This window comes from Serinicoccus profundi (assembly GCF_008001015.1).
Taxonomy (GTDB): Bacteria; Actinomycetota; Actinomycetes; order Actinomycetales; family Dermatophilaceae; genus Ornithinicoccus; species Ornithinicoccus profundi.
In genome coordinates, this window is sequence record NZ_CP042862.1 from 393135 (window position 1) to 416971 (window position 23837).

A 23837-nucleotide genomic window follows, 5' to 3' on the forward strand; every position below is an offset into this window, starting at 1 on the left:
TCGGTGAGCCTCGGTTTGACAACACGCCGGCCCATCGCCAGAGTTGAGTGCAGACGTGTCAACCCCGGGCGCATGAGGTGCGCCACGACATACCAAGGAGAGCAGTTCATGGGACGTGCAGTCGGTATCGACCTGGGCACCACCAACTCGGCTGTCGCCGTGCTGACCGGTGGCGAGCCCGAGATCATCGCCAACGCCGAGGGTGGGCGCACCACCCCCTCCGTCGTCAGCTTCGCCAAGAACGGCGAGGTGCTCGTCGGTGAGGTCGCCAAGCGGCAGGCCGTCACCAACGTCGACCGGACCATCCGCTCCGTCAAGCGCCACATGGGCACCGACTGGAGCACCGAGATCGACGGCAAGAAGTACACCCCGCAGGAGATCAGCGCCCGCACGCTGATGAAGCTCAAGCGGGACGCCGAGTCCTACCTCGGCGAGGACGTCACCGACGCGGTCATCACCGTGCCGGCCTACTTCGACGACGCCGAGCGCCAGGCCACCAAGGACGCCGGTGAGATCGCCGGCCTCAACGTCCTGCGCATCGTCAACGAGCCGACCGCGGCGGCCCTCGCCTACGGCCTCGACAAGGGCAAGGAGGACGAGCTCATCCTCGTCTTCGACCTCGGTGGCGGCACCTTCGACGTGTCCCTGCTCGAGGTGGGCAAGGACGCCGACGACGGCTTCGCGACCATCCAGGTCAAGGCCACCCACGGTGACAACAAGCTCGGTGGTGACGACTGGGACCAGCGCGTCATCGACCACCTGGTCACCACGGTCAAGAACCAGTCCGGCGTCGACCTGTCCACCGACAAGATCGCGCTGCAGCGGCTCAAGGACGCCGCCGAGCAGGCCAAGAAGGAGCTGAGCTCGGGCTCCAGCACCTCCCTCAACCTGCAGTACCTCTCGATGGGCGAGAACGGTCCGATCCACCTGGACGAGACCATCACCCGCGCGCAGTTCGAGCAGATGACCTCCGACCTGCTGGACCGCGTCAAGCAGCCCTTCGAGCAGGTCATCAAGGACGCCGGCATCAGCGTCGACCAGATCGACCACGTCGTCCTCGTCGGCGGGTCGACCCGTATGCCGGCCGTCGTCGAGCTGGTCAAGAAGATGACCGGCGGCAAGGAGCCCAACAAGGGCGTCAACCCGGACGAGGTCGTCGCCGTCGGCGCCGCCCTGCAGGCCGGTGTCCTCAAGGGTGACCGCAAGGACGTCCTGCTCATCGATGTCACCCCGCTCTCGCTGGGCATCGAGACCCAGGGCGGGATCATGACCAAGCTCATCGAGCGCAACACGGCCATCCCGACCAAGCGCAGCGAGGTCTTCACGACCGCCAGCGACAACCAGCCCTCGGTCGGCATCCAGGTCTACCAGGGTGAGCGCGAGATCGCGGCGCACAACAAGCTGCTCGGCAACTTCGAGCTCACCGGCATCGCCCCGGCCCCCCGTGGCGTGCCGCAGATCGAGGTCACCTTCGACATCGACGCCAACGGCATCGTGCACGTGTCCGCCAAGGACCGCGGCACCGGCAAGGAGCAGTCGATGACGATCTCGGGTGGCTCGGCGCTGCCGAAGGACGAGATCGAGCGGATGATCAAGGACGCCGAGGCGCACGCCGAGGAGGACAAGGTCCGCCGCGAGGAGACCGAGACCCGCAACTCCGCGGAGCAGCTCGTCTACTCCACCGAGAAGTTCCTCGCCGACTCCGGTGAGCAGGTGCCCGCGGACACCCGCGGCCCGGTCGATGAGGCGCTGACCGCGCTCAAGGACGCCCTCAAGGCCGACAGCGGCGCCAGCCTGGACGACATCAAGGCCAAGATGGAGACCCTCTCCACCGAGAGCCAGAAGATGGGCTCCGCGATGTATGCCGCTCAGCAGGAGTCGGGTGCGGGCGCCGGGGCCGGCGCGGGCGCTGGCTTCGACGGCGCCGGGGCGGCGGACGCCGACCCGAACGCGGCCGGTGGCAGCACCGCCGGCTCCGACGAGGACGTGGTGGACGCCGAGGTCGTCGAGGACGACGAGGACAAGGACACCAAGTGACCGACCAGCCGCAGGGCAACCCCACCCCGGGCGCTTCCGATGAAGAGCGCCCGGGGCAGGGCCCGGTCATCCGCGACAAGCGCCGCATCGACCCGGAGACGGGCAAGCTGCGGCAGAGCACGGAAGGTGCAGAGGCTGTGACGGACCAGAGCAACGCGCAGGCGGGGTCGACGTCCGACGCCGGCCAGGCGGCGGACGAGCAGACGCCAGAGCCCGTGACCCCGGGCGAGGGCGAGGCGCACCCCGACACCCAGCTCGCCGCCGAGCGGCTGGAGGAGATGCGCCGGATGCAGGCGGAGTTCGTCAACTTCCGCAACCGCACCCAGCGTGAGCGGGAGACCGACCGCGGCCGGGCCACCGGTGCTGTCGTCGAGGCACTCCTGCCGGTGCTGGACGACGTGCACTCCGCGCGGGAGCACGGCGACATCACCGAGGGCAGCCCGTTCGCGGCGATCGCCGACAAGCTCGAGCAGGCCCTCGGCCGGTTCGGCGTCGAGCGGGTCGGCGCGGTCGGCGACGTCTTCGACCCGACCGTCCACGAGGCGCTCATGCATCTGCCGGCCGATCAGGCCCAGCTGCCCGAGGGCACGACCGAGATGACCGTGGTGCAGGTGATGCAGCCTGGCTTCAAGGTCGGCGATCAGGTCGTCCGGGCCGCGCGCGTCGCCGTCGCGGACCCGAGCTGAGCGGCATACCTGCCAGGACAAGGAGGAGGTGAGCACCCATGGTGAACCAGGACTGGTTCGAGAAGGACTTCTACGGGATCCTCGGCGTCAGCAAGGACGTGGACGCCAAGGAGCTGAAGAAGACCTACCGCAAGCTGGCGCGTCAGCACCACCCGGACAGCAACCCGGGCGACGCGGCGGCCGAGCAGCGGTTCAAGGACATCGGTGAGGCCTACGCGGTGCTCTCCGACCCCGAGCAGCGCAAGCAGTACGACGCCGTGCGCGCCATGGGCGGCGGCGCCCGCTTCACCGCGGGCGCCGGCGGCCCGGGCGGTGCCGGCGGTGGGTTCGAGGACGTCTTCGCCCAGATGTTCGGCGGTGCCGGAGGGGCGCAGAACGTCCGCTTCGGCGCCGGTGGTCAGGGCGCCGGCGGCATCGACCTCGAGGACCTGCTCGGCGCCTTCGGCGGGGCCGGTGGGTTCCAGCAGCAGGGCGGCGGCCAGGGCTTCCCGGGTGGCTTTCCCGGTGGGGCACAAGGCTTTCCGGGTGGTGGCGGCGGGTTCTCCGGTCGTGGTTACGGCGGAGGTATGCCGCGCGGCCAGGACGTCGAGGCGTCCATCACGCTCGACTTCCGGTCGGCGGCAGCGGGCGACACCGTCACGTTGTCGAAGCCGGACGGCGGACGGATCACCACGCGCATACCTGCCGGGGTCAAGGACGGCCAGAAGATCCGCCTCCGGGGCAAGGGCATGCCCGCGCCCATGCAGGGCGGCGAGCCGGGCGACATGTATCTCAAGGTGTCGGTCACCCCGCACCCGGTCTTCGGGCGGGACGGCAACAACCTCACCGTCGACCTCCCAGTGACCTTCGCCGAGGCTGCCCTCGGGGCCACCGTCACGGTGCCGACCCTGGACGGCAAGACCGTCAAGGTCAAGGTCGCTCCGGGCACTCCTTCCGGGCGGGTGCTGCGGGTCAAGGGCCGGGGCATCGCGACCAGCAAGGCCACCGGTGACCTGCTCGCCAAGGTGCAGGTCGTCGTGCCGCAGAAGCTCTCGGACGCCGCGAAGGACGCCGTCGAGGCCCTGCGCGCCGAGGAGGACGGCACCGACCCGCGGGCCGACCTCATCGCCCGGGCCACGAGCTGAGGCGACCATGGTCGATCGCGACACCCCCGTCTACGTCATCTCGGTCGCGGCCGAGCTGGCCGGGATGCACGCCCAGACGCTGAGGCAGTACGACCGCCTCGGCCTGGTCACGCCGTCCCGGACCCGGGGCGGGGGCCGCCGTTACTCCTCCCGCGACGTCGACCGTCTGCGGGAGGTGCAGCGGCTTTCCGGTGAAGGCGTGAGCCTCGCCGGGATCCAGCGGATCATGGAGCTCGAGGTGCAGGTGGAGGCGCTGCGCGACCGGGTCGCCCAGCTCCTTGCCGACAACGAGCGGCTGCGCGACCGCGCCGTCCAGGGCACCCGGGTCTTCGCCGCCGACCTCAGCGGGGAGGTCGTGGCCGTCCGCGCCGGGCAGCGCCCGCACGGACGCCCGGCCAGCACCGCCCTCGCCCTCTGGCGCCCTCGGGGCTGGCCCACGGACTGAGCGGTCGGCATACCGTCGCCTGCTCCCTGACCGACCACCGGATCGCTCCCTCCGGCGCCCGGCCCCTTCCGGACTGACCACGGCATAGCCCGACCTCCATCGGCAAGAACCCCGATGACGGTCGGGCTATGCCGTGGTCAGTCCCGGTGGGAGGAGGGGTTGGTATGCGGCGGCGGGCTGATCGGGGGCAGGCCAAGGGCCGGGCCGGGGAAGAGGCGGCGGCCACCAGTCCGCGCCCAGGGCACAGAGCTCAGGCAGCCGCAGCAGCCAGGGCCCCGTTGAGTAGGTGGCGGACCCTGTCCGGGTGGGCCAGGTCGGCCCACACGAGCCGCACCACGACATATCCCGCCCGCTGGAGTCGGAGCTCCCGCCGCTTCTCGGCGACGAGGTCCTCGTGGCTGCCGTACTTCGTCATCCCGTCGAACTCCACGATGACCCGCGTCCCCTCGAGCAGGAAGTCCACCCGCCCGATGAAGTCGCCGTCCACGTCCCGGATCTCGACCTGAGGGATGGGCGTGAAGCCGAGTCCGAGCAGCAACAGGCGGCTCCGCGTCTCGCCCGGGGACTCGGTGCGCCCGTCCGCGAGGTCGATGGCGCGCTGGAGAGTGGCGTGGGCGGGGTGGTTGGGCCGAGCGTCGCAGGCTTCGGTGAGGGACTCCTTCGTCACCATGTTTCGGTGCAGAGCGGCGTCGGCGGCCATGACGGCGGCATCCCGGCCGAGCTGCTCGGCCACACCCATGATGGTGAATCGCGGCTCCAGCACGTCCACCCCGTAGAGGTGGGTGAAGGCCGCACCCGCATACCCGGTATGGATCGTGTAGACGCTGTTCCTGCGGTGCTGGCCCGTCGACATCCGGCAGCCGTGCACCCTTTCCGGCGGCTGGATCGGCAGGGGCAGGTCGAGCAAAGGGGTGGCGCTGATGTGACTGATCGCGACACCCGCGGGCCAGGTGCGGGCGATGGCCACGGCGCGCAGGAGGTGCTGCTCCCGGGGTGGGGCGAGGGCGTATGCCGCAGCGTCGACGAGGGCGCCGCGACCCACGCGGAGCAGCACCGCGTGGCGGACGAGCGCCTCTCTCTTCGCCGGGCCGAGGCCCAGCGCGGCCAGTGCGCGCGAGGTCGTCGCGCCGTGGTCAGCGGCCAACAGGCGCTGCAGCTCCTCGCGCTGCGCGGGGGTGAGGGTGTCGTTGGCGGTGGGTCCGGGCATACCTCACTGTGACCGGAACCGCCGCCCGCCCGCAGAAGTTATCCACAACGACGCCGCGCACGGTGCCCCGGTCGGCTCAGCGGCGGGCCGCCACCGAGCCAGAAGCGGGACCAACGTTGGGATAGCACGAGCTTCATCGGCAATCTTCCCGATGAAGCTCGTGCTATCCCGTGGTCGGTTCCGAAGGGGGCGGGCCTACTTCACCTCGCGCCGGGCGACGCGCCACAGGCCGAGGGCCAGCGGGAGGAGCACCCACCAGATCGAGGTCACCCCGAGCTGCTGCCACTGCTCGCCGGTCGGGGCCTGCATGAGGGTCGTGAAGGGCGCCGCCGCCACGTTCGGGTCGATCCACCCCGCGCGCTCGGACAGCCAGCCGATGCTCATGGTGGCGACGCTGATGAGCACCGGCAGCACGAAGAAGGCGGCGATCGCCAGCGGCACGTTGAGCAGCAGCGCACCGAAGGCCACGCCCATGAGGACGTAGATGACCTGCAGCGCGACCACGCCGACGTAGAGGTGCCACGGCACGTCGAGGTCGATCTCACCGCCGGCCAGCCCGGCCGACGTCACGTGCGCGAGCGCCGCGAGCCCGAAGGTCAGCGCGACGACGCCGAGACCGAGCCCGAGCGCCGCCAGCGTCTTGGCCGCCATGACCCGCATCCGCCGCGGTTCCTGGGTGAAGGTGACGAGCGCGGTGCGCTGGCTCCACTCCGAGGCGGCGGTGAGGATGCCGAGGACCGGCAGCAGCACGGCCTGCGGCAGGATCGCCGTGGTGAGCAGCATGGGGTATGACGCCCCACCGTCGCGCGCGAGCCACATCGCCAGGCCCATCGCCAGGACGGTGAGGGCGGCGATGACGACGAGCAGCCACCGCCCGGCTCGGGTGTCCACCGTCTTGCGGAGCTCGGTGCGCAGCAGGCGGGCGAAGGGCAGTCCCCGCTCGTCGCCGAGCGCGCCGCCCCGGCTCTGGGGGTATGCCGTCCGCGCGTCGGGTTCGACCGCGGGCTCCCTGCTCGTCTGGGTCGATGTGGTGCTCATGCCGCCACCTCCCGGGCGTCGTCAGCGGTCAGGGTGAGGAACATCTCCTCCAGCCCGCCCCCGGCTGGGGTGAGGGAGGTGATGACGAGGCCCTCGCGCAGGGCGAGGGTGCCGATCTGCTCGGGGTCGGCCTGGGCGGTGAAGCCGCCCTGGGCGCGCTCGACCGGCTGCAGTCCTGCCCGGTCCAGCGCAGACCCGAGCCCGGCCCGGTCGGTGGCGTCCACCACGACGCCGGCCACGGAGAGCAGCTCCTCCTTGGTGCCCTGGGCGACGATCCGGCCCCGGCCGATGAGCACGAGGTCCTGGGCGATGAGCTCGACCTCGGACAGCAGGTGCGAGCTGAGCAGCACCGTCCCGCCCTCGGCGGCGTAGTCGCGCAGCAGCCCCCGCATCCAGTGGATGCCGCCGGGGTCGAGGCCGTTGGCCGGCTCGTCGAGGATGAGCACGCCGGGGTCGCCGACCAGTGCGGCGCCGAGGCCGAGCCGCTGCCGCATACCGAGGCTGTAGTTGCCGATCCGTCGCTCCGCCTCCCGCGAGGTGAGCCCCACCCGGTCGAGCACGGCGTCGACCCGGTCGCGACCGGCGCCCACGAGGATGGCGGCGAGGGTGAGGATCTCCCGTCCGGTGCGCCCGGCGTGCTGTGCGCTGGCGTCGAGCATCACCCCGACGTGCCGGGTCGGGTTGGGCAGCGCGGCGTAGGGCCGTCCCAGGACGCGGGCGGTGCCCGACGTCGCCGGGGTGAGGCCGCACATCATCCGCATCGCGGTGGACTTGCCGGCGCCGTTGGGGCCCAGGAAGCCGGTCACGCGCCCGGGGCGGGCGGTGAAGCTGATGTCGTCGACGGCCGTGAAGGCGCCGTATCTCTTGGTGAGGTTCTCGATCTCGATCATGGCTCCAGCCTCCGCCGCGCCCCACCCCCGCCGCATCGACCGGCGGTCGGTGACCCGCCGGTCTTTGGTCCTGCGCCCGTGGCCCGACCCCCGACCAAAGTCGGGGGTCGCTCCGACGGGTGGACGAGGCGCCGGGTCCGCCGACCCGCCTACGCTCTGCGGTATGACGCCGTCCCCGCACCCGGTCCCCGGGCCACCGCCGTTGCGTTGGTGGGGTCACGCGTGGCGCGTCGCGCTGGCGTGGGTCCTGGGTGTGCTGCTCTTCGTCCTCACCTTCGCCGCCTCGCCGGCCGGCCAGGCGGCGGGGGACTACCCGGGTCGGGTGGACGCCCTGCTCCTCGTCGACCTGCTGGTGGGTCACCTCGCCGTGCTGCTCGCCCTGTGGCGACGAAGGTTCCCGACCACCGTGGCCGTGGTGACCAACGCGCTGCTCGCGGTCTCGACCTTCGCGATCCCGGCGGCGATGCTGTGCGTCGTCTCACTGGCGAGCCGTCGCCGTTGGCGGCCGTTGGTGGCGGTGGCCGTGGTCCACGTCGTGGCGGGCATCTACTACGAGCTCGTCGTCGCGCGGGCGCTCGGCGTCGAGATGGCGACCGACCTCAGCTCGCCGTGGCACGCCGGCCTCGTCGCGATGATCAGCGTCCTCCTCTTCGCGACCGTCGCCCTCATCGGGTGGAACATCGGTGGTCGTCGCGAGCTCGTCGCGAGCTGGCGCTCGCAGGCCGAGACCGCTCACCGGGAGCAGGCGGCGCGGGTGGCCCAGGCGCGGACGGCCGAGCGGGCCCGGATCGCGCGGGAGATGCACGACGTCATGGGGCACCGGCTCTCGCTGGTGGCGATGCACGCTGGGGCGCTGGCCCACCGTCCCGACCTCACCGAGGAGGAGCGGAGGCAGAGCGCCGAGATCGTCCGCGACGGCGCGCACCAGGCGCTGCAGGAGCTCCGTGACGTCCTGGGGGTGCTGCGCGGCGAGGACGAACCGGCCGACGGGGCGTCGGCGACCGAGGCTCCCCAGCCCACCCTCACCGACGTCCCCTCCCTCGTGGCCGAGGTCACGAGCAGCGGACACCCGGTCGACCTGGCGGTGGCCCCCGGGCTGTGGGACCGCAGCGTCGAGCTCTCCGACCGCGTCGGCCGGCACGCATACCGGGTGGTCCAGGAGGCGTTGACCAACGCGCGCAAGCACGCGCCCGGTGCCCCCGTGCGCGTGCATCTCGGCGGGGACGCCGACGCCGGCCTGAGCCTCGTCGTGCACAACATCGTGCCGCGACCGGTGGCGGCCGATCCCGGGGTGCCGGGGCGTGGACTGACCGGTATGCAGGAACGCGTCACCCTCGTCGGCGGCACCTTCCGGGCCGGTGCGGAGCGCGAGGGCTTCGGCGTGCGAGTGTGGTTGCCGTGGGAGACGCGATGAGCGAGCGGACGAGCCGCCCCCGGGTGGTCATGATCGACGACGACCCGCTGGTGCGGGCGGGACTGCGGATGCTCCTCGGCGGGCCAGACGGGGTCGAGGTCGTCGCCGAGGGGGAGGACGGCGACCAGGCCGTGGGCCTCGTCGGGCGGCACCGTCCGGACGTCCTGGTCATCGATGTCCGGATGGCGCGTGTGGACGGGGTGAGCGCGACGCGTCAGGTGCTGGCGGCATACCCCGACACGCAGGTGCTCGTCCTCACGACCTTCGACGCCGACGACCTCGTGCTGGAGGCGCTGCGGGCGGGGGCCCGTGGGTTCGTGCTCAAGGACACCCCGCCGGCCCAGCTCGTCGCCGCCGTCCACGAGGTCGCGACCGGCGACCACGCGCTCTCACCGTCGGTCGCAGCACTACTGGTCCGTGAGGTCTCCGGGCGCCCGGGCGGAGCCGGTGACGACCGTGCCAGCCGGGCCACCGCGGCGCTGGCGCGGCTGACCGAGCGTGAGCAGGAGGTCGCGAGCGCCGTGGCGCAGGGCGGGTCCAACGCCGAGATCTCCCGCGAGCTCTTCCTCTCGGTGCCGACCGTCAAGGCCCACGTGTCGAGCATCCTGGCCAAGCTGGGGGTGGCCAACCGGGTCCAGATCGCCCTCCTCGTGCACGACGCCGAGCGCTAGCCGCAACCCCACCCCCACCCACCCGCCCCGGACGAGTCCTCACCCATCCGGACCAACGTTGGGAAAGCACGACCTTCATCGTCAATCTTGCCGATGGAGGTCGTGCTATCCCGTGGTCACTCCGGCAGGGGCGGGGTGGGAAGGCCACCGAGGCAGGGCAGGGGAGGCAGTGCGGAAGCCCGGTATGCCGTAAGGGTCCGGCAAGACCTCGGGTCGGGTGGCGCGGCATACCCTCGACGGGTGAGCACGGTGCTGGTGGTCGAGGACGAGGCGACGGTGCGGGAGGTGGTCTGCGCCTACCTGCACCGCGCCGGGCTGCCGACCCACGAGGCCGCGGACGGGCTGGTGGCCGTGCGCGCCTTCCCCGACGTGCGCCCCGACCTCGTCGTCCTCGATCTCATGATCCCGGGGATCGACGGTTTCGAGGTGCTGCGCCGGATCCGGGCGATCGACCCGGCCGTGCCGATCCTCATGCTCACCGCCAAGGCCGCCGAGCAGGACCGGATCGCGGGCCTGGAGATCGGGGCCGACGACTACGTCACCAAGCCGTTCAGCGCCCGCGAGCTGGTGCTACGGGTCCAGGGTCTGCTGCGGCGGGCAGCGGGGACGGGCCCCGGCGCCGATCGGGCGGGCGGCACGGTGCGGGAGGGCGACCTCGTGGTCGACCGGGACGCCCGCCGCGCCACGCTCCGTGGGACCGACCTGACCCTGACGAGCCGGGAGTTCGACCTGCTCGTCCACCTCATGACCCACCCGGGGGTCGTGCTCGACCGCGACGACCTCCTGCGCGACGTCTGGGGCTGGGAGGTCGGGGACCGCTCGACGGTGACCGTCCACGTCCGGCGGCTCCGCGAGAAGGTGGAGGCCGATCCTTCCCACCCGACCCGGATCAGCACGGTGTGGGGTCAGGGCTACCGGTGGGACCGCATACCTGAGGGGTATGCCGATGAGACCTGAGCTGGAGGCGGTCGCCCTGGCCGCCGGCACGGCGGGGGCGGTCGGCCTGGCCGGGGCCGGCCTGACGCTGCTCGTGGCGCGGCGCTCGCCGGCGGCCGCGACCCTCCTGGGGCCGGTCGTCGGGGTGCCGAGCATCGCTGCGGGGGTGGTCGTGACGACCCGCGCGATGTTCCTCTCTGAGCACGACTCCGCCCTGATCTCCCTCGTCCTGCTCGCTGCGGCGCCGGTGGCGCTGCTGATCGGGGTCCTGCTCTTCCGCGGCGTCCGCCGGCTGGACCGGCAGGCCCAGGCCCGGCTGGCCGACGAGCAGCGCGAGGTGGCCCTGGCCCGCTCGCAGCAGGACATGATCACCTGGGCCTCGCACGACCTGCGCACCCCCTTGTCGGCGATCCGGGTGATGTCCGAGGCGCTCGAGGACGACGTGGCGCCCGACCCGGACGACTACCACCGGCGCATCCGCGCGGAGGCCGACCGGATGACGCTCATGGTCGAGGACCTGCTCGAGATGAGCCGGATCCGCTCCGGTATGTCCTCGGGGCACGTGGAGACAGTCGACCTGGCCGAGCTCGTGCGCGGCGTCGTCGGCGGCCAGCAGCCGGTCGCGTCCGGGCAGGGGGTGCGGCTCGACCTGGCGGCGGCCGGCCCGGTCGGCGTCGATGGCGTCCCCGGCCAGCTGGAGCGGGTCGTCGCCAATGTCGTGAGCAACGCCGTGCGCGAGACGGCCTCGGGGTATGCCGTCGCGGTCACCGTCCGGGCCGAGGGCCGGGACGCCGTCGTGGAGGTCGACGACGCGTGCGGCGGCCTCGAGCAGGACGACCTTGCGCGCGTGTTCGAGCCCGGCTGGCGGGGGAGCCTGGCGCGCTCGAGCGGGGCGGGCGCCGGCGTGGGCCTGACCATCGCCCGGGCGCTCGTGGAGGATGCCGGCGGCTCGATCGAGCTGGTCAACCGGCCACCTGGATGTCGCGTGACGGTCCGGCTGCCCCTCTCGCCCGCCGCCGGCGACGCCCTGGCCACCCGGTAGCCGACCCCGGACGGCCTGCCTCGTCATCGGCGCCCGGCTCGCCGGTCGGGCCTCAGCAGCCCCACGAGTTACCGAGTGCCGGGATATCCGGCTGTGCGCGGGGTGTTGTCCCGGGCAGATCCTCATGACCTGGCAACCCGGTGCTGGTGTGATTGCTGAGACGTGGGTCAGTCGGAACGGCCCGCTGCGGGGGGCGCGCTCCCCGGGCCGCACGCGTGCCCGAGCCATGTGACCGGGCGGGGGCTGTCGTCGCGCGCCAGGACCCAGACCGCGTAGTCCTCGGCCGGAGGGTGCAGCTCGTAGGAGCCGGCTCGCAGGTCGACGCGCAGCCCGCTGGCCCGGGCATCCGCAGCGAAGTCCTCCGGCGCGTAGTCGCGGGCCGTCTCTGGCCCGTCGACCGGGTGGAAGCCGACGAGCACGCGACCCTGCGGCGCCAGCAGCCCGCGCACCCGGGTCAGCACCTCCCGCTCGGTGCCCTCGGCGAGGAAGACCATGACATTGCCGACCAGCACGATGAGGTCGTAGCCCGGCTGCAGGGCGACCTCCAGGATGTCGCCCGGTATGACGCGCAGCTCGGGGTAGGTGCGGGCCGACTGCTCCACTAGGGCCGGGTCCGGCTCGACCGCGTCCACGCGGTGCCCCCGGCGGGCGAGGGCATCGGCCACCCGGCCCATACCCGAGCCGACGTCGAGGATCCGGGCGCCCCTCCCGACGAGCACGTCCGCCAGCCGGGCCTCCCCGTCGACGTCGACCCCGTCGGCCACGAGCTGGCCGAAGCGGCGGGCGTAGCCGGCGTTCTGCTCCCCGCCGAGCTCCCAGCGGGTCGGTCGGTGCGTCATGCGGAGGGCCTCTCGTCAGGGGGATCGACGCGGTCCATCATGCCTGGGCGCGCCCGACCCGGGCGGTAGGGGAGCGATGGCACGGCGAACAGCAGCAAGGCGAGCGACGGCGGGGGCTGGCCGACCCCCGTCCGCCTCGGGCCCTTACGGTCCGCCCTCGGGGATGAAGCCGGAGTCCAGCTCCCAGGGGGCGATGGGGGAGTACTCCAGGATCCACGCCTGCAGCTCACGGTCCCAGCCCAGGCCCACGGCGATCCCCACGAGCACGAAGACCAGCCCGAGGCTGCGCTGCAACCAGCCGCGCGGGTCCGCGGCCCAGCCCACCCGCCGCACCAGACCCTGCCCCGCCAGGGCGACGGCGAGCAGGGTGCCGCTGAGGCCGATGCAGTAGGCCATGAGCAGGGTCAGGCCGTAGCCGAACTCGGCCGGGAGCACGGTGACCACGACGTAGGCATACGGCGGGCTGCACGAGGAGAAGACCGGCCCGAGCGCCGCTCCGGTGAGCACCTGCCCACCCACGCCCTCGCGCCGGCGGGCGGTATGCAGACCGGCGTGGCTGCGGGAGGCCAGCGCCAGGCTCGCGCTGGCCCGCTCCCACAGCCCGGGGAAGAGCATCACCGCACCGAGGGCGAGCAGGATGCCGCCGGAGAGCCACCGCCAGACCCCGGGCGGCACTCCGATGAGGGCGGTCGTGCCCTTGAGCACCAGGGTGAAGACCGCCACCGACAGACCCAGCGAGGCGGCCACGACGACCGCTCGCCGGGTCTGCGCCGCCCGTGAGACATCACCCGCCAGGGAGCCGCCCACGATGACGGGCAGCAGGGGCAGCACGCACGGCGCGAGCGTCGTCAGGACGCCCGCGACCAGTGCGCCCAGCAGGGCGAGCACTCAGGAGTCCTGGGTCTGGGCGAGGATCTCCTCGCCGGAGCGCGCACCGGTCCAGGTGGTGATCTCCTCGCCGTCCGCGTCGACCTGCACGAAGGTGTGCTGCTGGACGACGCCGTACTGCTGGCGCAGGTCGGTCATCGAGTCGTAGTCGACCTTGACGAAGGTCAGCCCCTCGGGCACGCCCTCGGCCGTCAGGCTCTCCTCGGTGGCCCGGCAGTCGGGGCACCAGTCGGCGTGGAAGAAGAGGACGACCGGGTGGCCGTCGGCGGCGTGCGCGGCCGGGTCGGCGGCGTAGGTCTCGTAGTCGACGTAGCCGCTCATCATCTCGCCGGCCATGTCGTCCTCCTCGGTCATCTCGTCATCCATGTCGTCCTCGGAGGCCATGTCGTCCTCCTCGGTCATCTCCTCGGACGCCATGTCGTCATCCATCTCCTCCTCGGTCATCTCGTCATCCATCTCCTCCGTCATCTCCTCCGAGGTGGAGGCGGGCGCCGCGGCGTCGGTCTCCTCGGTCGTGGTGCCGCACGAGGCGACCGCCAGGGCGGTGGCGAGGGCGGCGAGCAGGGTCACTGGGGTACGTGTCATACCGCTCAGCGTGGGGCGGCCCCGCGACCCGCGGTGTTGCCGAATCCTTACGGCATCACGCAGGCTGCAGGTATGACGCCCGCTGCCCTCCCGACCTACGCCGACGTCCAGGCCGCGGCCGCCGCGATCTCCGGCACCGCCCACCGCACGCCGGTGCTCACCTCGACCAGGCTGGACGACCGGGTCGGCGCGCGGGTGCTGCTCAAGGCCGAGCACCTGCAGCGGGTGGGCGCCTTCAAGTTCCGCGGCGCCTACACCGCGCTCTCCGCCTTCGACGACGGCCAGCGGGCGGCGGGCGTGGTCGCCTACTCCTCCGGCAACCACGCGCAGGCGGTCGCGCTCGCCGCCCGCGAGCTCGGCATACCCGCCACCATCGTCATGCCGCTGGACGCGCCCACGCTCAAGGTGGCCGCGACGCAGGGGTATGGCGCACGCGTCATCCGCTACGACCGCTACACCCAGGACCGCGAGCAGATCGGTCGCGAGATCGCCGCGGAGAGCGGGGCCACCGTGATCCCGCCGTACGACCACCCGCACGTCATCGCCGGCCAGGGCACGGCCGTCAAGGAGCTCATCGAGGACGCGGGAGCCCTCGACGTGCTCGTCGTCCCGCTCGGGGGCGGAGGGCTGCTCTCGGGGTCGATCCTCGCGGCGCGGGCACTCTGCCCTCAGGCCCGGGTCTACGGCGTGGAGCCTGCCGCGGGCGACGACGCCCGACGCTCGCTGGAGCAGGGGCGGATCGTCCACATCGACACCCCGGTGACCATCGCCGACGGTGCGCAGACCCAACACCTGGGCGAGCTGACCTTCCCGATCCTGCGCGAGGGGGTGGAGGCGGTCGTCACCGCCACCGACGAGGAGCTCGTGGAGGCGATGCGGGTCGTCGCCAGCACCCTCAAGCAGGTGGTCGAGCCGACCGGCGTCCTCGGTCTCGCCGCCCTGCTGAGCGGAGCGGTCCCGGTGCGGGCGGGCGAACGGGTCGGCGTCGTGCTCACCGGAGGCAACGTCGACCTCGAGAGGTTCACCCAGCTCGTGGCGCAGTAAAACAGGTCAAACACGCCTCCTGTGGTATAACAGGTAAAACACACCTTCGAGGCAGGAGCGACGACGTGCGGGGCAACCCCTTCCGACCCAGCTTCGGCACCAGTCCGCGGGTCGTCGCCGGGCGCACCGACCTGCTCGAGGAGTTCGACGTCGCGCTGGACGAGGGCCCCGGCTCCCCGATGCGCTCGATCCTCGTCAGCGGCGCCCGGGGGATGGGCAAGACGGTCCTGCTCAACGAGCTGGAGGAGCGGGCCAGGGTCCGCGGCTGGCACGTCCTGCGGCTGCCGGAGGGCCCGGGGCTGGTGGCCGAGCTGGAGCGCAGCGTCCTGCCCGCCGAGCTCACCGAGCACGACCCGTCCGCCGAGCAGCGGCGCGTCACCGGGGGCAGCATCAGTGCCGTGGGCTCGGTCTCCACACAGATCTCGCAGACCTTCCCCGCCACCCAGAGCGTGGCCACGATGCTGCAGCGCTTGACCGAGATCGCCCAGGAGCACGGCACCGGGGTCCTGCTCACGCTCGACGAGGTCCAGGCCGCCCCGATCGAGGACGTCGCCCGGCTCGCCTCGGCCTACCAGCACCTGCTGCGCGACGAGCGCGAGGTGGCCTTCGTCGGCGCCGGGCTGCCGACCGGGATCGCGAGCCTGCTGGGTCAGCAGGGCTCGACCTTCCTGCGGCGCGCCGAGCGGGTGGACCTGGCGCCGCTGCGCGACGAGGAGGTCCGCGACGCCGCGGTCCGGACGGTCCGGGAGGCCGGCCGGGTCATCAGCCCCGAGGCCGTGGAGCGGCTCGCCGCGATCGCGCACGGCTACCCCTACCTCCTCCAGCTCGTGGGCTACCAGGCCTGGCGGGCCGCGGGCGACGACGAGGTCATCACCCTCGCCGACGTCGAGACCACCCTGCCGATCGTCGTGGACCGGATGAGCCGGCTGGTCCACACCCCGGCCCTGCGGGAGGTGCCGCAGGGCCAGCTGGACTACCTGCGGGCGATGGCCCAGGACGACGGCCCCTCCTCGACGGGGGAGGTCGCCGCGCGGCTGGACATCAGCAAGCAGCACGGCAACGTCGTCCGCAGCCGGCTCATCGACCGCGAGCTCATCGTGCCGGCTGGTCACGGGCTGGTCGACGTCGCGCTGCCCTACCTGCGCGAGCACCTGAGGCGCGGGTGAGCGCCGCCACCGCCGAGCGGGTCCGCATACCCTCCGAGATCTGGATCCTCGTCGGCGCGTCCTTCGTCATCGCCGTCGGCTTCGGCCTCGTCTCACCGGTCCTGCCCGGCTTCGCCCGGTCCTTCGACGTCGGCGCGACCGCGGCGACGGTCGTGGTGTCGGCCTTCGCCTTCTGCCGGCTGATCTTCGCGCCGGCGGGAGGGGCGCTGGTGCAACGGCTCGGGGAGCGGCCCGTCTACCTCACCGGGCTGCTCGTCGTGGCCGTCTCCTCGGTCGCGACCGGCTTCGCGCAGACCTACTGGCAGCTGCTCGTCTTCCGCGGGCTGGGCGGCCTGGGGTCGACGATGTTCACCATCTCGGCGATCGCGCTCGTGGTCCGGCTCGCCCCGCCGACCATCCGCGGACGCGTGTCCTCCCTGTGGGGCAGCTCCTTCATCATCGGCTCGATGGTCGGCCCGGTCATCGGCGGCCTGCTCGCCGGGTGGGGGATGCGCCTGCCCTTCTTCGTGTATGCCGTCGCCCTCGTCCTCGCCGCGCTCGTCGTGGCCGTCGGGCTGGGCGGCGCCCGGTTGCGTCCCCCGCCGGAGGACGCCGGGCGACCCTCCCTCACCGTGCGGGAGGCGCTGGGCGACCGGGCCTACCGGGCGGCGCTCGCGTGCGGTGTGGCCAACGGGTGGGCCAACCTCGGCGTGCGGATGGCGGTCATCCCTCTGTTGGCCGCCGCCGTGCTCGACCAGCCCTGGGTGGCGGGCGCGACGCTGACCACGGCCGCGCTGGGCACCGCCATCACGCTGCAGATCACCGGGCGGCTGGCCGACCGGATCGGGCGCCGACCGCTCATCATCGCCGGCATGCTCACCTCCGGGCTGTCGCTGGGGGTGCTCGGCCTGAGCCTGCTGCCGGGGCTGGACGTCACCGCCTCCCTCGCCGTGCTGCTCGGCCTGAGCTTCGTCTCCGGTGTCGGTGCGGGCTTCGTCAACCCCGCGCAGCAGGCGGCGCTGGCCGACATCGTGGGCCAGGAGCGCAAGGGCGGCACGGTGCTCTCGACCTACCAGATGGCCACCGACGTGGGCGTCATCGTCGGGCCGGTGCTCATCGGGGCGGTCGTCGACCTGGTCGGCTTCGGCGCCGCCCTGGCCGTAACCGGCGTCGTCAGCGTCCTCGGGGCGCTGGTGTGGCTGGGCGCACCGGAGACCCTGGGTCGCTCGGTCCACGCCAGTCCTGGGCCAGGATCGCCATGACGTGGCAGTCGACCCAGCCGTCGGCATACCTCAGCGCCTCCCGCTTCGTGCCCTCCAGAGTGAACCCGACCTTCTCGTAGACCCGCCGCGCCCGAGGGTTGAAGGCGTAGACCTCCAGCTCGACGCGGTGCACCCCGAGCACCTCGACGGCATGGCCGACCGCCAGCCTGGTCGCCTCCGTGCCGAGCCCCCGGTCCCGAGCCCCGCCGAGCCAGATGCGGAAGCCGATCGAGGCGTTGCCCGGGTCGTGGTCGAGCAGCACCGCCTCGCCGACGACCTCCCCGGAGGCGAGGTCCTCGACCGCCCACACGAGACGATCGTCCTCGCCCTCCCACCGGGCGTAGATCTCCTGCAGCTGCTCGACCGTCCACGGGACGGCGCCCGCCTCGTCGTCGGAGTGGGCCGACCCGGTGAGCCGCCCGACCTCGGGGTCCTGCATGAGGGTATGCAGCCGCGGCACGTCGTCAGCGGTGACCGGGCGCAACCGGACCAGGTCGGCGGTCAGCGTGGGGGTCTCGGTCAGGCTCGGGGTCATGGCGGGACGCTACCGTCCGGTCCCGTCACGACCGAGGCCGAGAGGAGCGCCCCCACGGCTCAGGGCTGCGCGGCGAGGGCGCGCTCGAACTCCGCCAGGATCGCGTCGCTGAACAGCACGAAGTGCACCTGCTCCACCGAGGGCGCATGCTCCGCCGCCTGCCGCACGGCTGCCACCGCCACGTCCGCCACCTCGGCCGCGGCCCAGCCGTAGACCCCGGCGCTGATCGCCGGGAAGGCCACGCTGGTCGCGCCGAGGTCCTGCGCGACCTCCAGGCTGCGCCGGAAGCACGAGGCGAGCAGGGCGGGGTCGGTCTGGCCGCGGTGCCGGTTCGGACCCACGGTGTGGATGACCCAGCGGGCCGGGAGACGCCCGGCCCCGGTGGCCACCGCCTCGCCGACAGGCAGCCCGTCGTGCCAGCGCGCCGCCCGCACCCGCCGACACTCCTCGAGCAGCTCCGGCCCGGCCGCCGCGTGCAGGGCGCCGTCGACGCCGCCCCCGCCGAGGAGGGTCGAGTTGGCCGCGTTGACGACGGCGTCCACCCTGGCCTCGGTGAGGTCCCCGCGCTCCGCCGTGATCCGCATACCTCCCATCGTGCCCTCCCGCAGGTCCGGGTGTCGACGAGGCCAGTGGGCTCGGTCTGCGCCGAGCGCCCGGGGTAGCGTCGTGCCGCCACCCCGACCCCACCGACCGCGGCCACCGTCGCGGTCGCCCCGAACGCCGTGCGGAGGTCTGCCGTGCTCCTCGCCCTGGCCGTCACGCTCCTGGCCGGCCTGTCCACCTGCCTGGGTGGGCTGCTCGGGGTCCGGTCGTCCGTGGTCCGGCCCGGCGTCCTCGCGGCGGCGCTGGCGTTCGCGGCCCGTCTCATGCTGACGATCTCGCTGCTGCAGATCGCTCCCGCGTCGGTGCGCAGCCTCAGCACGGTAGTCGACGCCTCGACGGCCCTCGCCGCGGTGCTCGGGGTGATGGCGCTCGGTGCGACGGTGGTGCTGGCCCTCGGTCGGCTGCTCCCGCACGGTTCCGGCCACGTGGGGGCTGAGGCCGCGACCCCGGACGTCCGCGGGCTGGACCCGGGCCTGCTGCGCAGCGGGGTGCTCATCGCGCTCGTCGTGGGGCTGCACAACCTGCCGGAGGGGTTGGCGACCTTCGTCTCGACGCTGGAGGACCCGGCCGGCGGGCTCGTGCTGGCGGTAGCCATCGCCATCCACAACGTGCCCGAGGGGCTGGCCGTGGCGGCGCCGATCTACGCCGCGACGCGCAGCCGCTCGCAGGCCCTGCTGTGGGCCACCCTCAGCGGGCTGGCGGAGCCGCTCGGTGGGCTCCTGGGCTATCTCCTCCTGCGCAGCCTGCTGCCGCCGGGCTGGCTGGACCTCTCGCTCGCCCTCGTGGCGGGCATGATGATCGCGGTCAGCCTGCTCGAGCTGCTGCCCGGTGCGCGGAGGTATGCCGTCGGTCACCGCGAGGTGCTGGTCGGCCTCTTCCTCGGCGCGGTGGTCATGGTGGTCTCGCTGGTCCTGCTGCGCCTCTGAATGGTCAGCGGGCGCGGTTGCCCTGCCAGCCACCGACGTGCTGCTGCTCGACGCCGGTGACGTCGAGCACGTCCAGGCCCGGGCCTTCCTGCTTCTCGCCCTGGGGGACGTGGTGGCGGAAGCGGATGAGGTCCTGGATGTCCTTGGCGGTCAGCGTCGCACCGCCGGCATCGCCCGCCTTGTTGAGCCGGTTGATCCACTTGGCGATGGTCGAGCCCGTGCCGGCTCCGGGCACGGCCGCGGCGGCGGAGAACCCGGCATCGGCATACTTGCCCTCGCCGAGGTAGAGCGAGACGTTGACGCCGTCGGCCCACTCGCCGAGGCCGGGGACCAGCCCGACGAGGTCCAGCCCGAGGTGGGTGAAGAAGGACAGCGGGTTGAAGCCGTCCATCGGCTTGAGCCGGTCGAGGTTCTCCAGGTGCGGGGTGGTGGCATCGGGGTCGACAGCGGCCAGCATGACCAGGGCCGCGCCGAGGCTCGCCCCCTTGTCCTGCATCCACGTGCGCTCCAGCGCGAGGTGCCGCAGGGTGGCGGGGATGTCGACGTCACGCTCGTCGTCACCGTCCTCGATGCGGATCGGGACGTCGTCGCCGCCGAGGAGGAAGGCCTTGAGCGCCTCGGGGTTGCGGCCCATCGCCTCCAGCAGCCAGGGCATCGGGTCGATGACGTCGGCCCCGAGCGGGTCCCGGAAGACCGGCAGGCGGTCGTAGCGGAACCGGGAGGTCTCGGCCATCTCGGCCGACCACGCCTCGGGGTCCTCCCGCTCGAGGGCGATGATGTCGTCGCCGAGCGCGACGAGCCAGTCGGTGGAGAACTCACCACGGCTGGCCAGCAGCGCGAAGGCGCGCGCATGGGTGACGTCCTGCGCGCCCGGGAAGCCGAACTCGCGGCTCAGCCCGCCCAGGGAGCCGGCGTAGAGCTGCAGGAAGCGCTCCGCGGCCGGCGAGTCGTCGAGGGCCGCGAGGTAGTCCACGTCGATGCTCGGCCCGGTGTCCATGGTGGCGTAGCCGTCGCCCTCGCGGTAGCCGTCCAGGAGCAGCAGGGCGAAGGTGGAGTCGCCGCCGTAGCGCTCGAGCAGGTCGATGAGCTCCCGCGGCGGGGGCATGACGTCCTCGTCCATGAGGTCGCGGGCGCGGTCGGCGAACTCCTTGGCCTTCTCGTAGGGCAGGTCCGGGACGGCGGTGTGGTCGTAGCTCACGGTGTGCTGGATGCCGGGCTCGCTGGCCGCGAGCCACTCGGCGTAGAAGAGCTGGTTGCGCAGGGTGCGCTGCTTGCGGGTCGCCCAATCGCCGATCTCGCCCAGGGCGGAGAGGCAGCCGGTCGGCAGGTCGAGGGCCTCGAGGGACTGCCGGACGTCGGACTCGGCCTGCGTCAGGTCGTCCTCGACGTCCTCGAGCCCACGCACGAGGTCACGCATCGCCTCGATGTCCACGGACACCTTGCCCACGGTCAGCTCCCTGCGCTCGGCAGCGGGAAGGTGAACGGGAAGGTCGAGCCGGGCAGGGTCTCGCACCGACGGACCTGCTCCGGCTCCGAGGCGATCTCGTCGGTGAGGTGGCCCTCGGCCTGGTCGGCGCTGCTCGTCCTCGGGGTGGAAGGTCGGCCAGGCAGGATCATGCCATGGCTCGAACCGGCAGCCAGTCTAGGCACGAGCGGGTGCCCTGCGCACCCGGACAGCCCTGTGACCACGATCAAGACGCAAAGTTGAGTGGAATGCACTCAACTTTACGAGCGTAGTCCTGAGTAGACATCCTTGATGACAGACAGAGATCGCGCCCCTTGCGTGGCGCGGTCGGAAGGAGCAACGCATACCCATGGATCTCAACCTCACCACCAAGGCCCAGGAGGCGCTGTCGACCGCGGTGCGCGACGCCGCCGCTGCCGGGCACGCCCAGGTCGAGCCGGCCCACCTCGTGGCCGCGCTGGCCCAGCAGGGCGACACCACCACCGCACCGCTGCTCGAGGCGGCGGGAGGCTCAGCGGCCGACGCGCGCGCCGCCGCGGCCGCCGCGCTGCGCTCGCTGCCGACCGCCAGCGGCTCCAGCATGGGCAACCCGGGGCTGTCCCGCGCCATGCACGGCGTAGTCAAGCAGGCCCAGGACGCCATGAGCGCGATGGGCGACTCCTTCGTCTCGACCGACCACCTGCTGCTCGCGCTCGCGCGCTCCGGCGCCCTCCCCGGAGTGGACGCCGCCGCGCTCGAGCAGCGGATCCCCGCCCTGCGCGGAGGCAAGCGGGTGGACTCCGCCGATCCCGAGTCCACCTTCGACGCCCTGGGCAAGTACGGCACCGACCTCACCGCGATGGCGCGCGAGGGCAAGCTCGACCCGGTCATCGGCCGCGACTCCGAGATCCGCAGGGTCGTCCAGGTGCTCTCCCGTCGCACCAAGAACAACCCGGTCCTCATCGGCGACCCCGGCGTCGGCAAGACCGCCGTCGTCGAGGGGCTGGCCCAGCGGATCGTCGCCGGAGACGTGCCCGAGTCGCTGCGCGACAAGACGCTCATCTCCCTCGACCTCGGCTCGATGGTCGCGGGCGCGAAGTACCGCGGCGAGTTCGAGGAGCGGCTCAAGGCGGTGCTCGCCGAGATCACCGGCAGCGACGGCCAGGTGGTCACCTTCATCGACGAGCTGCATACCGTCGTCGGCGCGGGCGCGAGCGGCGACTCCTCGATGGACGCCGGCAACATGCTCAAGCCGCTGCTCGCCCGTGGCGAGCTGCGGATGGTCGGCGCCACGACGCTGGATGAGTACCGCGAGAACATCGAGAAGGACCCGGCCCTGGAGCGCCGCTTCCAGCAGGTCTTCGTCGGTGAGCCCTCGGTCGAGGACACCGTCGCCATCCTGCGCGGCCTCAAGGAGAGGTATGAGGCGCACCACAAGGTCGCCATCGCCGACTCCGCGCTCGTCGCCGCCGCGGACCTGTCCGACCGCTACATCAGCGGACGCCAGCTGCCGGACAAGGCCATCGACCTCGTCGACGAGGCCGCCTCCCGGCTGCGGATGGAGATCGACTCCTCCCCGGTCGAGATCGACGAGCTGCAGCGGCAGGTGGACCGCCTGACGATGGAGGAGATGCACCTCGCCCGCGAGGACGACGACGCCTCCCGCGCGCGGCTGGCCAAGCTGCGCGCCGACCTCGCCGACCGGCGCGAGGAGCTCGCCGCGCTCACCGCCCGCTGGGAGGCCGAGAAGGGTGGGCTCAACCGCGTCGGTGAGCTCAAGGCGCGGCTGGACGACCTGCGCACCCAGGCCGAGCGGCTGCAGCGGCAGGGCGACTACGAGGGTGCCTCGCGGCTGCTCTACGGCGAGATCCCGGCCGCCGAGACCCAGCTCGTCGCGGCGCAGGAGGAGGAGTCGGCGCTGAGCGTCGAGACCCAGGGCGTGCCGATGGTCAAGGACGAGGTGGGCGCCGACGACATCGCCGACGTCATCTCCGCCTGGACGGGCATCCCCGCCGGCCGGCTGCTCGAGGGCGAGACGGAGAAGCTGCTGCGGATGGAGGACGTCCTCGCCGAGCGGCTCATCGGGCAGCGGCTCGCGGTGCGCACGGTGAGCGACGCGGTCCGCCGCGCGCGGGCCGGGATCTCCGACCCCGACCGGCCGACCGGGTCCTTCCTCTTCCTCGGCCCGACCGGCGTCGGCAAGACCGAGCTGGCCAAGAGCCTGGCCGACTTTCTCTTCGACGACGAGCGGGCGATGGTCCGGATCGACATGTCGGAGTATGCCGAGCGGCACGCGGTCGCGCGCCTCATCGGAGCGCCGCCCGGCTACATCGGCTACGACGAGGGCGGCCAGCTGACCGAGGCCGTCCGCCGCCGGCCCTACTCCGTCGTGCTGCTGGACGAGGTGGAGAAGGCCCACCCGGAGACCTTCGACATCCTGCTGCAGGTGCTCGACGACGGTCGCCTCACCGACGGCCAGGGCCGCACCGTGGACTTCCGCAACGTCATCCTCGTCATGACCTCCAACCTCGGCAGCCAGTACCTCATCGACCCCACCACCGACCAGGAGACCAAGCGTGAGCAGGTCATGGGTGCCGTCCGCGCCAACTTCAAGCCCGAGTTCCTCAACCGGCTCGACGAGGTCGTCATCTTCGACCCGCTGAGCCAGGACGAGCTGGCCACCATCGTCGGCCTCCAGGTCGCCGAGCTGGGCCGCCGCCTGGAGGGCCGCCGGATCGGGCTCGAGGTGACCGACGCGGCCTCCCGGTGGCTGGCCGAGCGTGGCTTCGACCCCGCCTACGGGGCCCGGCCGCTGCGCCGCCTGGTGCAGACCCAGATCGGGGACCGGCTGGCCCGGGGGCTGCTTGCCGGCGAGGTCCGGGACGGCGCACAGGTCGTCGTCGACGTCGACGAGAGCGGAGGCGACCTGCTCCTGCGCTGAGCCGACGGCATACCTCTCACGATGCGGCTGACCTGCACCGATGCGGTGCGGGTCAGCCGCGCGCGTCCGTGATCTTCGGTCCTCGTTCACGCCGCATTCACCTGAGGCGCCCGAGCGCGTCACGTCCGCTCCCTA

General features: G+C 72.6%; 23 protein-coding genes. 13 read left to right on the plus strand and 10 right to left on the minus strand.

Translation table 11 applies throughout. From position 1 onward, the window contains the following. Positions 1 to 108 precede the first annotated feature (108 nt). Genes dnaK through FA582_RS01875 form a run of 4 tightly spaced genes read left to right on the plus strand, consistent with a single transcriptional unit; the run spans position 109 to position 4292 of the window. Positions 109 to 2037 carry a molecular chaperone DnaK gene (dnaK, locus tag FA582_RS01860; protein ID WP_010148343.1) on the plus strand — a complete coding sequence of 643 codons (1929 nt, stop codon included), beginning with the start codon at positions 109 to 111 and terminating at the stop codon, positions 2035 to 2037. Then, positions 2034 to 2723: a nucleotide exchange factor GrpE gene (locus FA582_RS01865; RefSeq protein ID WP_010148342.1), complete on the plus strand. Its 690-nt coding sequence runs from the start codon at positions 2034 to 2036 to the stop codon at positions 2721 to 2723. Before dnaK ends, FA582_RS01865 begins: the two co-directional genes overlap by 4 nt. Before the next feature lie 38 nt (positions 2724 to 2761). After that, entirely contained in the window at positions 2762 to 3847 is a 1086-nt protein-coding gene (locus FA582_RS01870; protein ID WP_010148341.1) for a DnaJ C-terminal domain-containing protein, read from the plus strand. Between the two features lie 7 nt (positions 3848 to 3854). Continuing rightward, entirely contained in the window at positions 3855 to 4292 is a 438-nt protein-coding gene (locus tag FA582_RS01875; RefSeq protein ID WP_010148340.1) for a heat shock protein transcriptional repressor HspR, read from the plus strand. A gap of 250 nt (positions 4293 to 4542) precedes the next feature. On the opposite strand, the gene FA582_RS01880 is transcribed toward FA582_RS01875, so the two are convergent. The 3 genes from FA582_RS01880 to FA582_RS01890 form a co-directional block, all read right to left on the minus strand. After that, the gene (locus tag FA582_RS01880; RefSeq protein ID WP_010148339.1) at positions 4543 to 5499 is read right to left on the minus strand and encodes a DUF559 domain-containing protein; all 957 of its coding nucleotides are present in this window, start codon (positions 5497 to 5499) and stop codon (positions 4543 to 4545) included. A 195-nt stretch (positions 5500 to 5694) separates the two neighbouring features. Beyond that, a complete protein-coding gene (locus tag FA582_RS01885; protein ID WP_010148338.1) occupies positions 5695 to 6537 on the minus strand; it encodes an ABC transporter permease in 843 nt (280 codons plus the stop codon). Continuing rightward, complete coding sequence (locus tag FA582_RS01890) at positions 6534 to 7427, minus strand: ABC transporter ATP-binding protein (protein WP_029541297.1); 894 nt, start codon at positions 7425 to 7427, stop codon at positions 6534 to 6536. Before FA582_RS01890 ends, FA582_RS01885 begins: the two co-directional genes overlap by 4 nt. 163 nt (positions 7428 to 7590) lie before the next feature. Between FA582_RS01890 and FA582_RS01895 the strand changes: the two genes are divergently transcribed. The 4 genes from FA582_RS01895 to FA582_RS01910 all read left to right on the plus strand — a co-directional run bounded on the left by FA582_RS01895 (position 7591) and on the right by FA582_RS01910 (position 11490). Then, on the plus strand, positions 7591 to 8841 hold the full coding sequence (locus tag FA582_RS01895; RefSeq protein ID WP_029541289.1) for a sensor histidine kinase: 1251 nt from the start codon (positions 7591 to 7593) through the stop codon (positions 8839 to 8841). Next, positions 8838 to 9512, plus strand: a complete 675-nt coding sequence (locus FA582_RS01900; protein ID WP_029541287.1) for a response regulator — start codon at positions 8838 to 8840, stop codon at positions 9510 to 9512. Before FA582_RS01895 ends, FA582_RS01900 begins: the two co-directional genes overlap by 4 nt. A 240-nt stretch (positions 9513 to 9752) precedes the next feature. Continuing rightward, positions 9753 to 10469, plus strand: coding sequence for a response regulator transcription factor (locus FA582_RS01905; RefSeq protein WP_010148332.1), 717 nt, complete (start codon positions 9753 to 9755; stop codon positions 10467 to 10469). Continuing rightward, the gene (locus FA582_RS01910) at positions 10459 to 11490 is read left to right on the plus strand and encodes a sensor histidine kinase (protein WP_010148331.1); all 1032 of its coding nucleotides are present in this window, start codon (positions 10459 to 10461) and stop codon (positions 11488 to 11490) included. Before FA582_RS01905 ends, FA582_RS01910 begins: the two co-directional genes overlap by 11 nt. Positions 11491 to 11657: 167 nt before the next feature. Here FA582_RS01910 and FA582_RS01915 read toward each other — a convergent pair whose 3' ends face one another. From FA582_RS01915 to FA582_RS01925, 3 genes are all read right to left on the minus strand, one after another. After that, positions 11658 to 12329, minus strand: coding sequence for a class I SAM-dependent methyltransferase (locus FA582_RS01915; RefSeq protein WP_010148330.1), 672 nt, complete (start codon positions 12327 to 12329; stop codon positions 11658 to 11660). A gap of 144 nt (positions 12330 to 12473) precedes the next feature. Continuing rightward, the gene (locus tag FA582_RS01920) at positions 12474 to 13217 is read right to left on the minus strand and encodes a cytochrome c biogenesis CcdA family protein (protein WP_010148329.1); all 744 of its coding nucleotides are present in this window, start codon (positions 13215 to 13217) and stop codon (positions 12474 to 12476) included. Next, positions 13218 to 13802 (minus strand): thioredoxin family protein, encoded by a 585-nt coding sequence (locus FA582_RS01925; protein WP_202798098.1) that lies wholly within the window; start codon positions 13800 to 13802, stop codon positions 13218 to 13220. A gap of 72 nt (positions 13803 to 13874) precedes the next feature. Here FA582_RS01925 and FA582_RS01930 point away from each other — a divergent pair, with 72 nt between their 5' ends. The 3 genes from FA582_RS01930 to FA582_RS01940 all read left to right on the plus strand — a co-directional run bounded on the left by FA582_RS01930 (position 13875) and on the right by FA582_RS01940 (position 17253). Then, positions 13875 to 14846 (plus strand): threo-3-hydroxy-L-aspartate ammonia-lyase, encoded by a 972-nt coding sequence (locus FA582_RS01930; protein WP_010148327.1) that lies wholly within the window; start codon positions 13875 to 13877, stop codon positions 14844 to 14846. 65 nt (positions 14847 to 14911) lie between these two features. Then, positions 14912 to 16012, plus strand: a complete 1101-nt coding sequence (locus FA582_RS01935; RefSeq protein WP_010148326.1) for an ATP-binding protein — start codon at positions 14912 to 14914, stop codon at positions 16010 to 16012. Then, positions 16009 to 17253, plus strand: a complete 1245-nt coding sequence (locus FA582_RS01940; protein WP_010148324.1) for an MFS transporter — start codon at positions 16009 to 16011, stop codon at positions 17251 to 17253. Before FA582_RS01935 ends, FA582_RS01940 begins: the two co-directional genes overlap by 4 nt. Here FA582_RS01940 and FA582_RS01945 read toward each other — a convergent pair. Both FA582_RS01945 and FA582_RS01950 read right to left on the minus strand, forming a co-directional pair. Beyond that, positions 17165 to 17788 (minus strand): GNAT family N-acetyltransferase, encoded by a 624-nt coding sequence (locus FA582_RS01945; RefSeq protein ID WP_010148323.1) that lies wholly within the window; start codon positions 17786 to 17788, stop codon positions 17165 to 17167. The genes FA582_RS01940 and FA582_RS01945 overlap by 89 nt on opposite strands. 59 nt (positions 17789 to 17847) lie before the next feature. Further along, positions 17848 to 18372 carry an O-acetyl-ADP-ribose deacetylase gene (locus FA582_RS01950; protein ID WP_010148322.1) on the minus strand — a complete coding sequence of 175 codons (525 nt, stop codon included), beginning with the start codon at positions 18370 to 18372 and terminating at the stop codon, positions 17848 to 17850. Between the two features lie 153 nt (positions 18373 to 18525). On the opposite strand from FA582_RS01950, the gene FA582_RS01955 reads away from it, so the two are divergent. Next, positions 18526 to 19317 carry a ZIP family metal transporter gene (locus FA582_RS01955; RefSeq protein WP_010148321.1) on the plus strand — a complete coding sequence of 264 codons (792 nt, stop codon included), beginning with the start codon at positions 18526 to 18528 and terminating at the stop codon, positions 19315 to 19317. A gap of 4 nt (positions 19318 to 19321) precedes the next feature. Here the strand turns inward: FA582_RS01955 and FA582_RS01960 are convergent, their stop codons facing one another. Both FA582_RS01960 and FA582_RS16300 read right to left on the minus strand, forming a co-directional pair. Next, positions 19322 to 20764: a hypothetical protein gene (locus FA582_RS01960; protein ID WP_010148320.1), complete on the minus strand. Its 1443-nt coding sequence runs from the start codon at positions 20762 to 20764 to the stop codon at positions 19322 to 19324. 2 nt (positions 20765 to 20766) lie between these two features. Beyond that, positions 20767 to 20934: a hypothetical protein gene (locus FA582_RS16300; protein ID WP_158640849.1), complete on the minus strand. Its 168-nt coding sequence runs from the start codon at positions 20932 to 20934 to the stop codon at positions 20767 to 20769. Between the two features lie 197 nt (positions 20935 to 21131). Here FA582_RS16300 and clpB point away from each other — a divergent pair, with 197 nt between their 5' ends. Further along, on the plus strand, positions 21132 to 23702 hold the full coding sequence (gene clpB, locus FA582_RS01965) for an ATP-dependent chaperone ClpB (RefSeq protein WP_010148319.1): 2571 nt from the start codon (positions 21132 to 21134) through the stop codon (positions 23700 to 23702). The last annotated feature ends 135 nt before the right edge of the window (positions 23703 to 23837 follow it).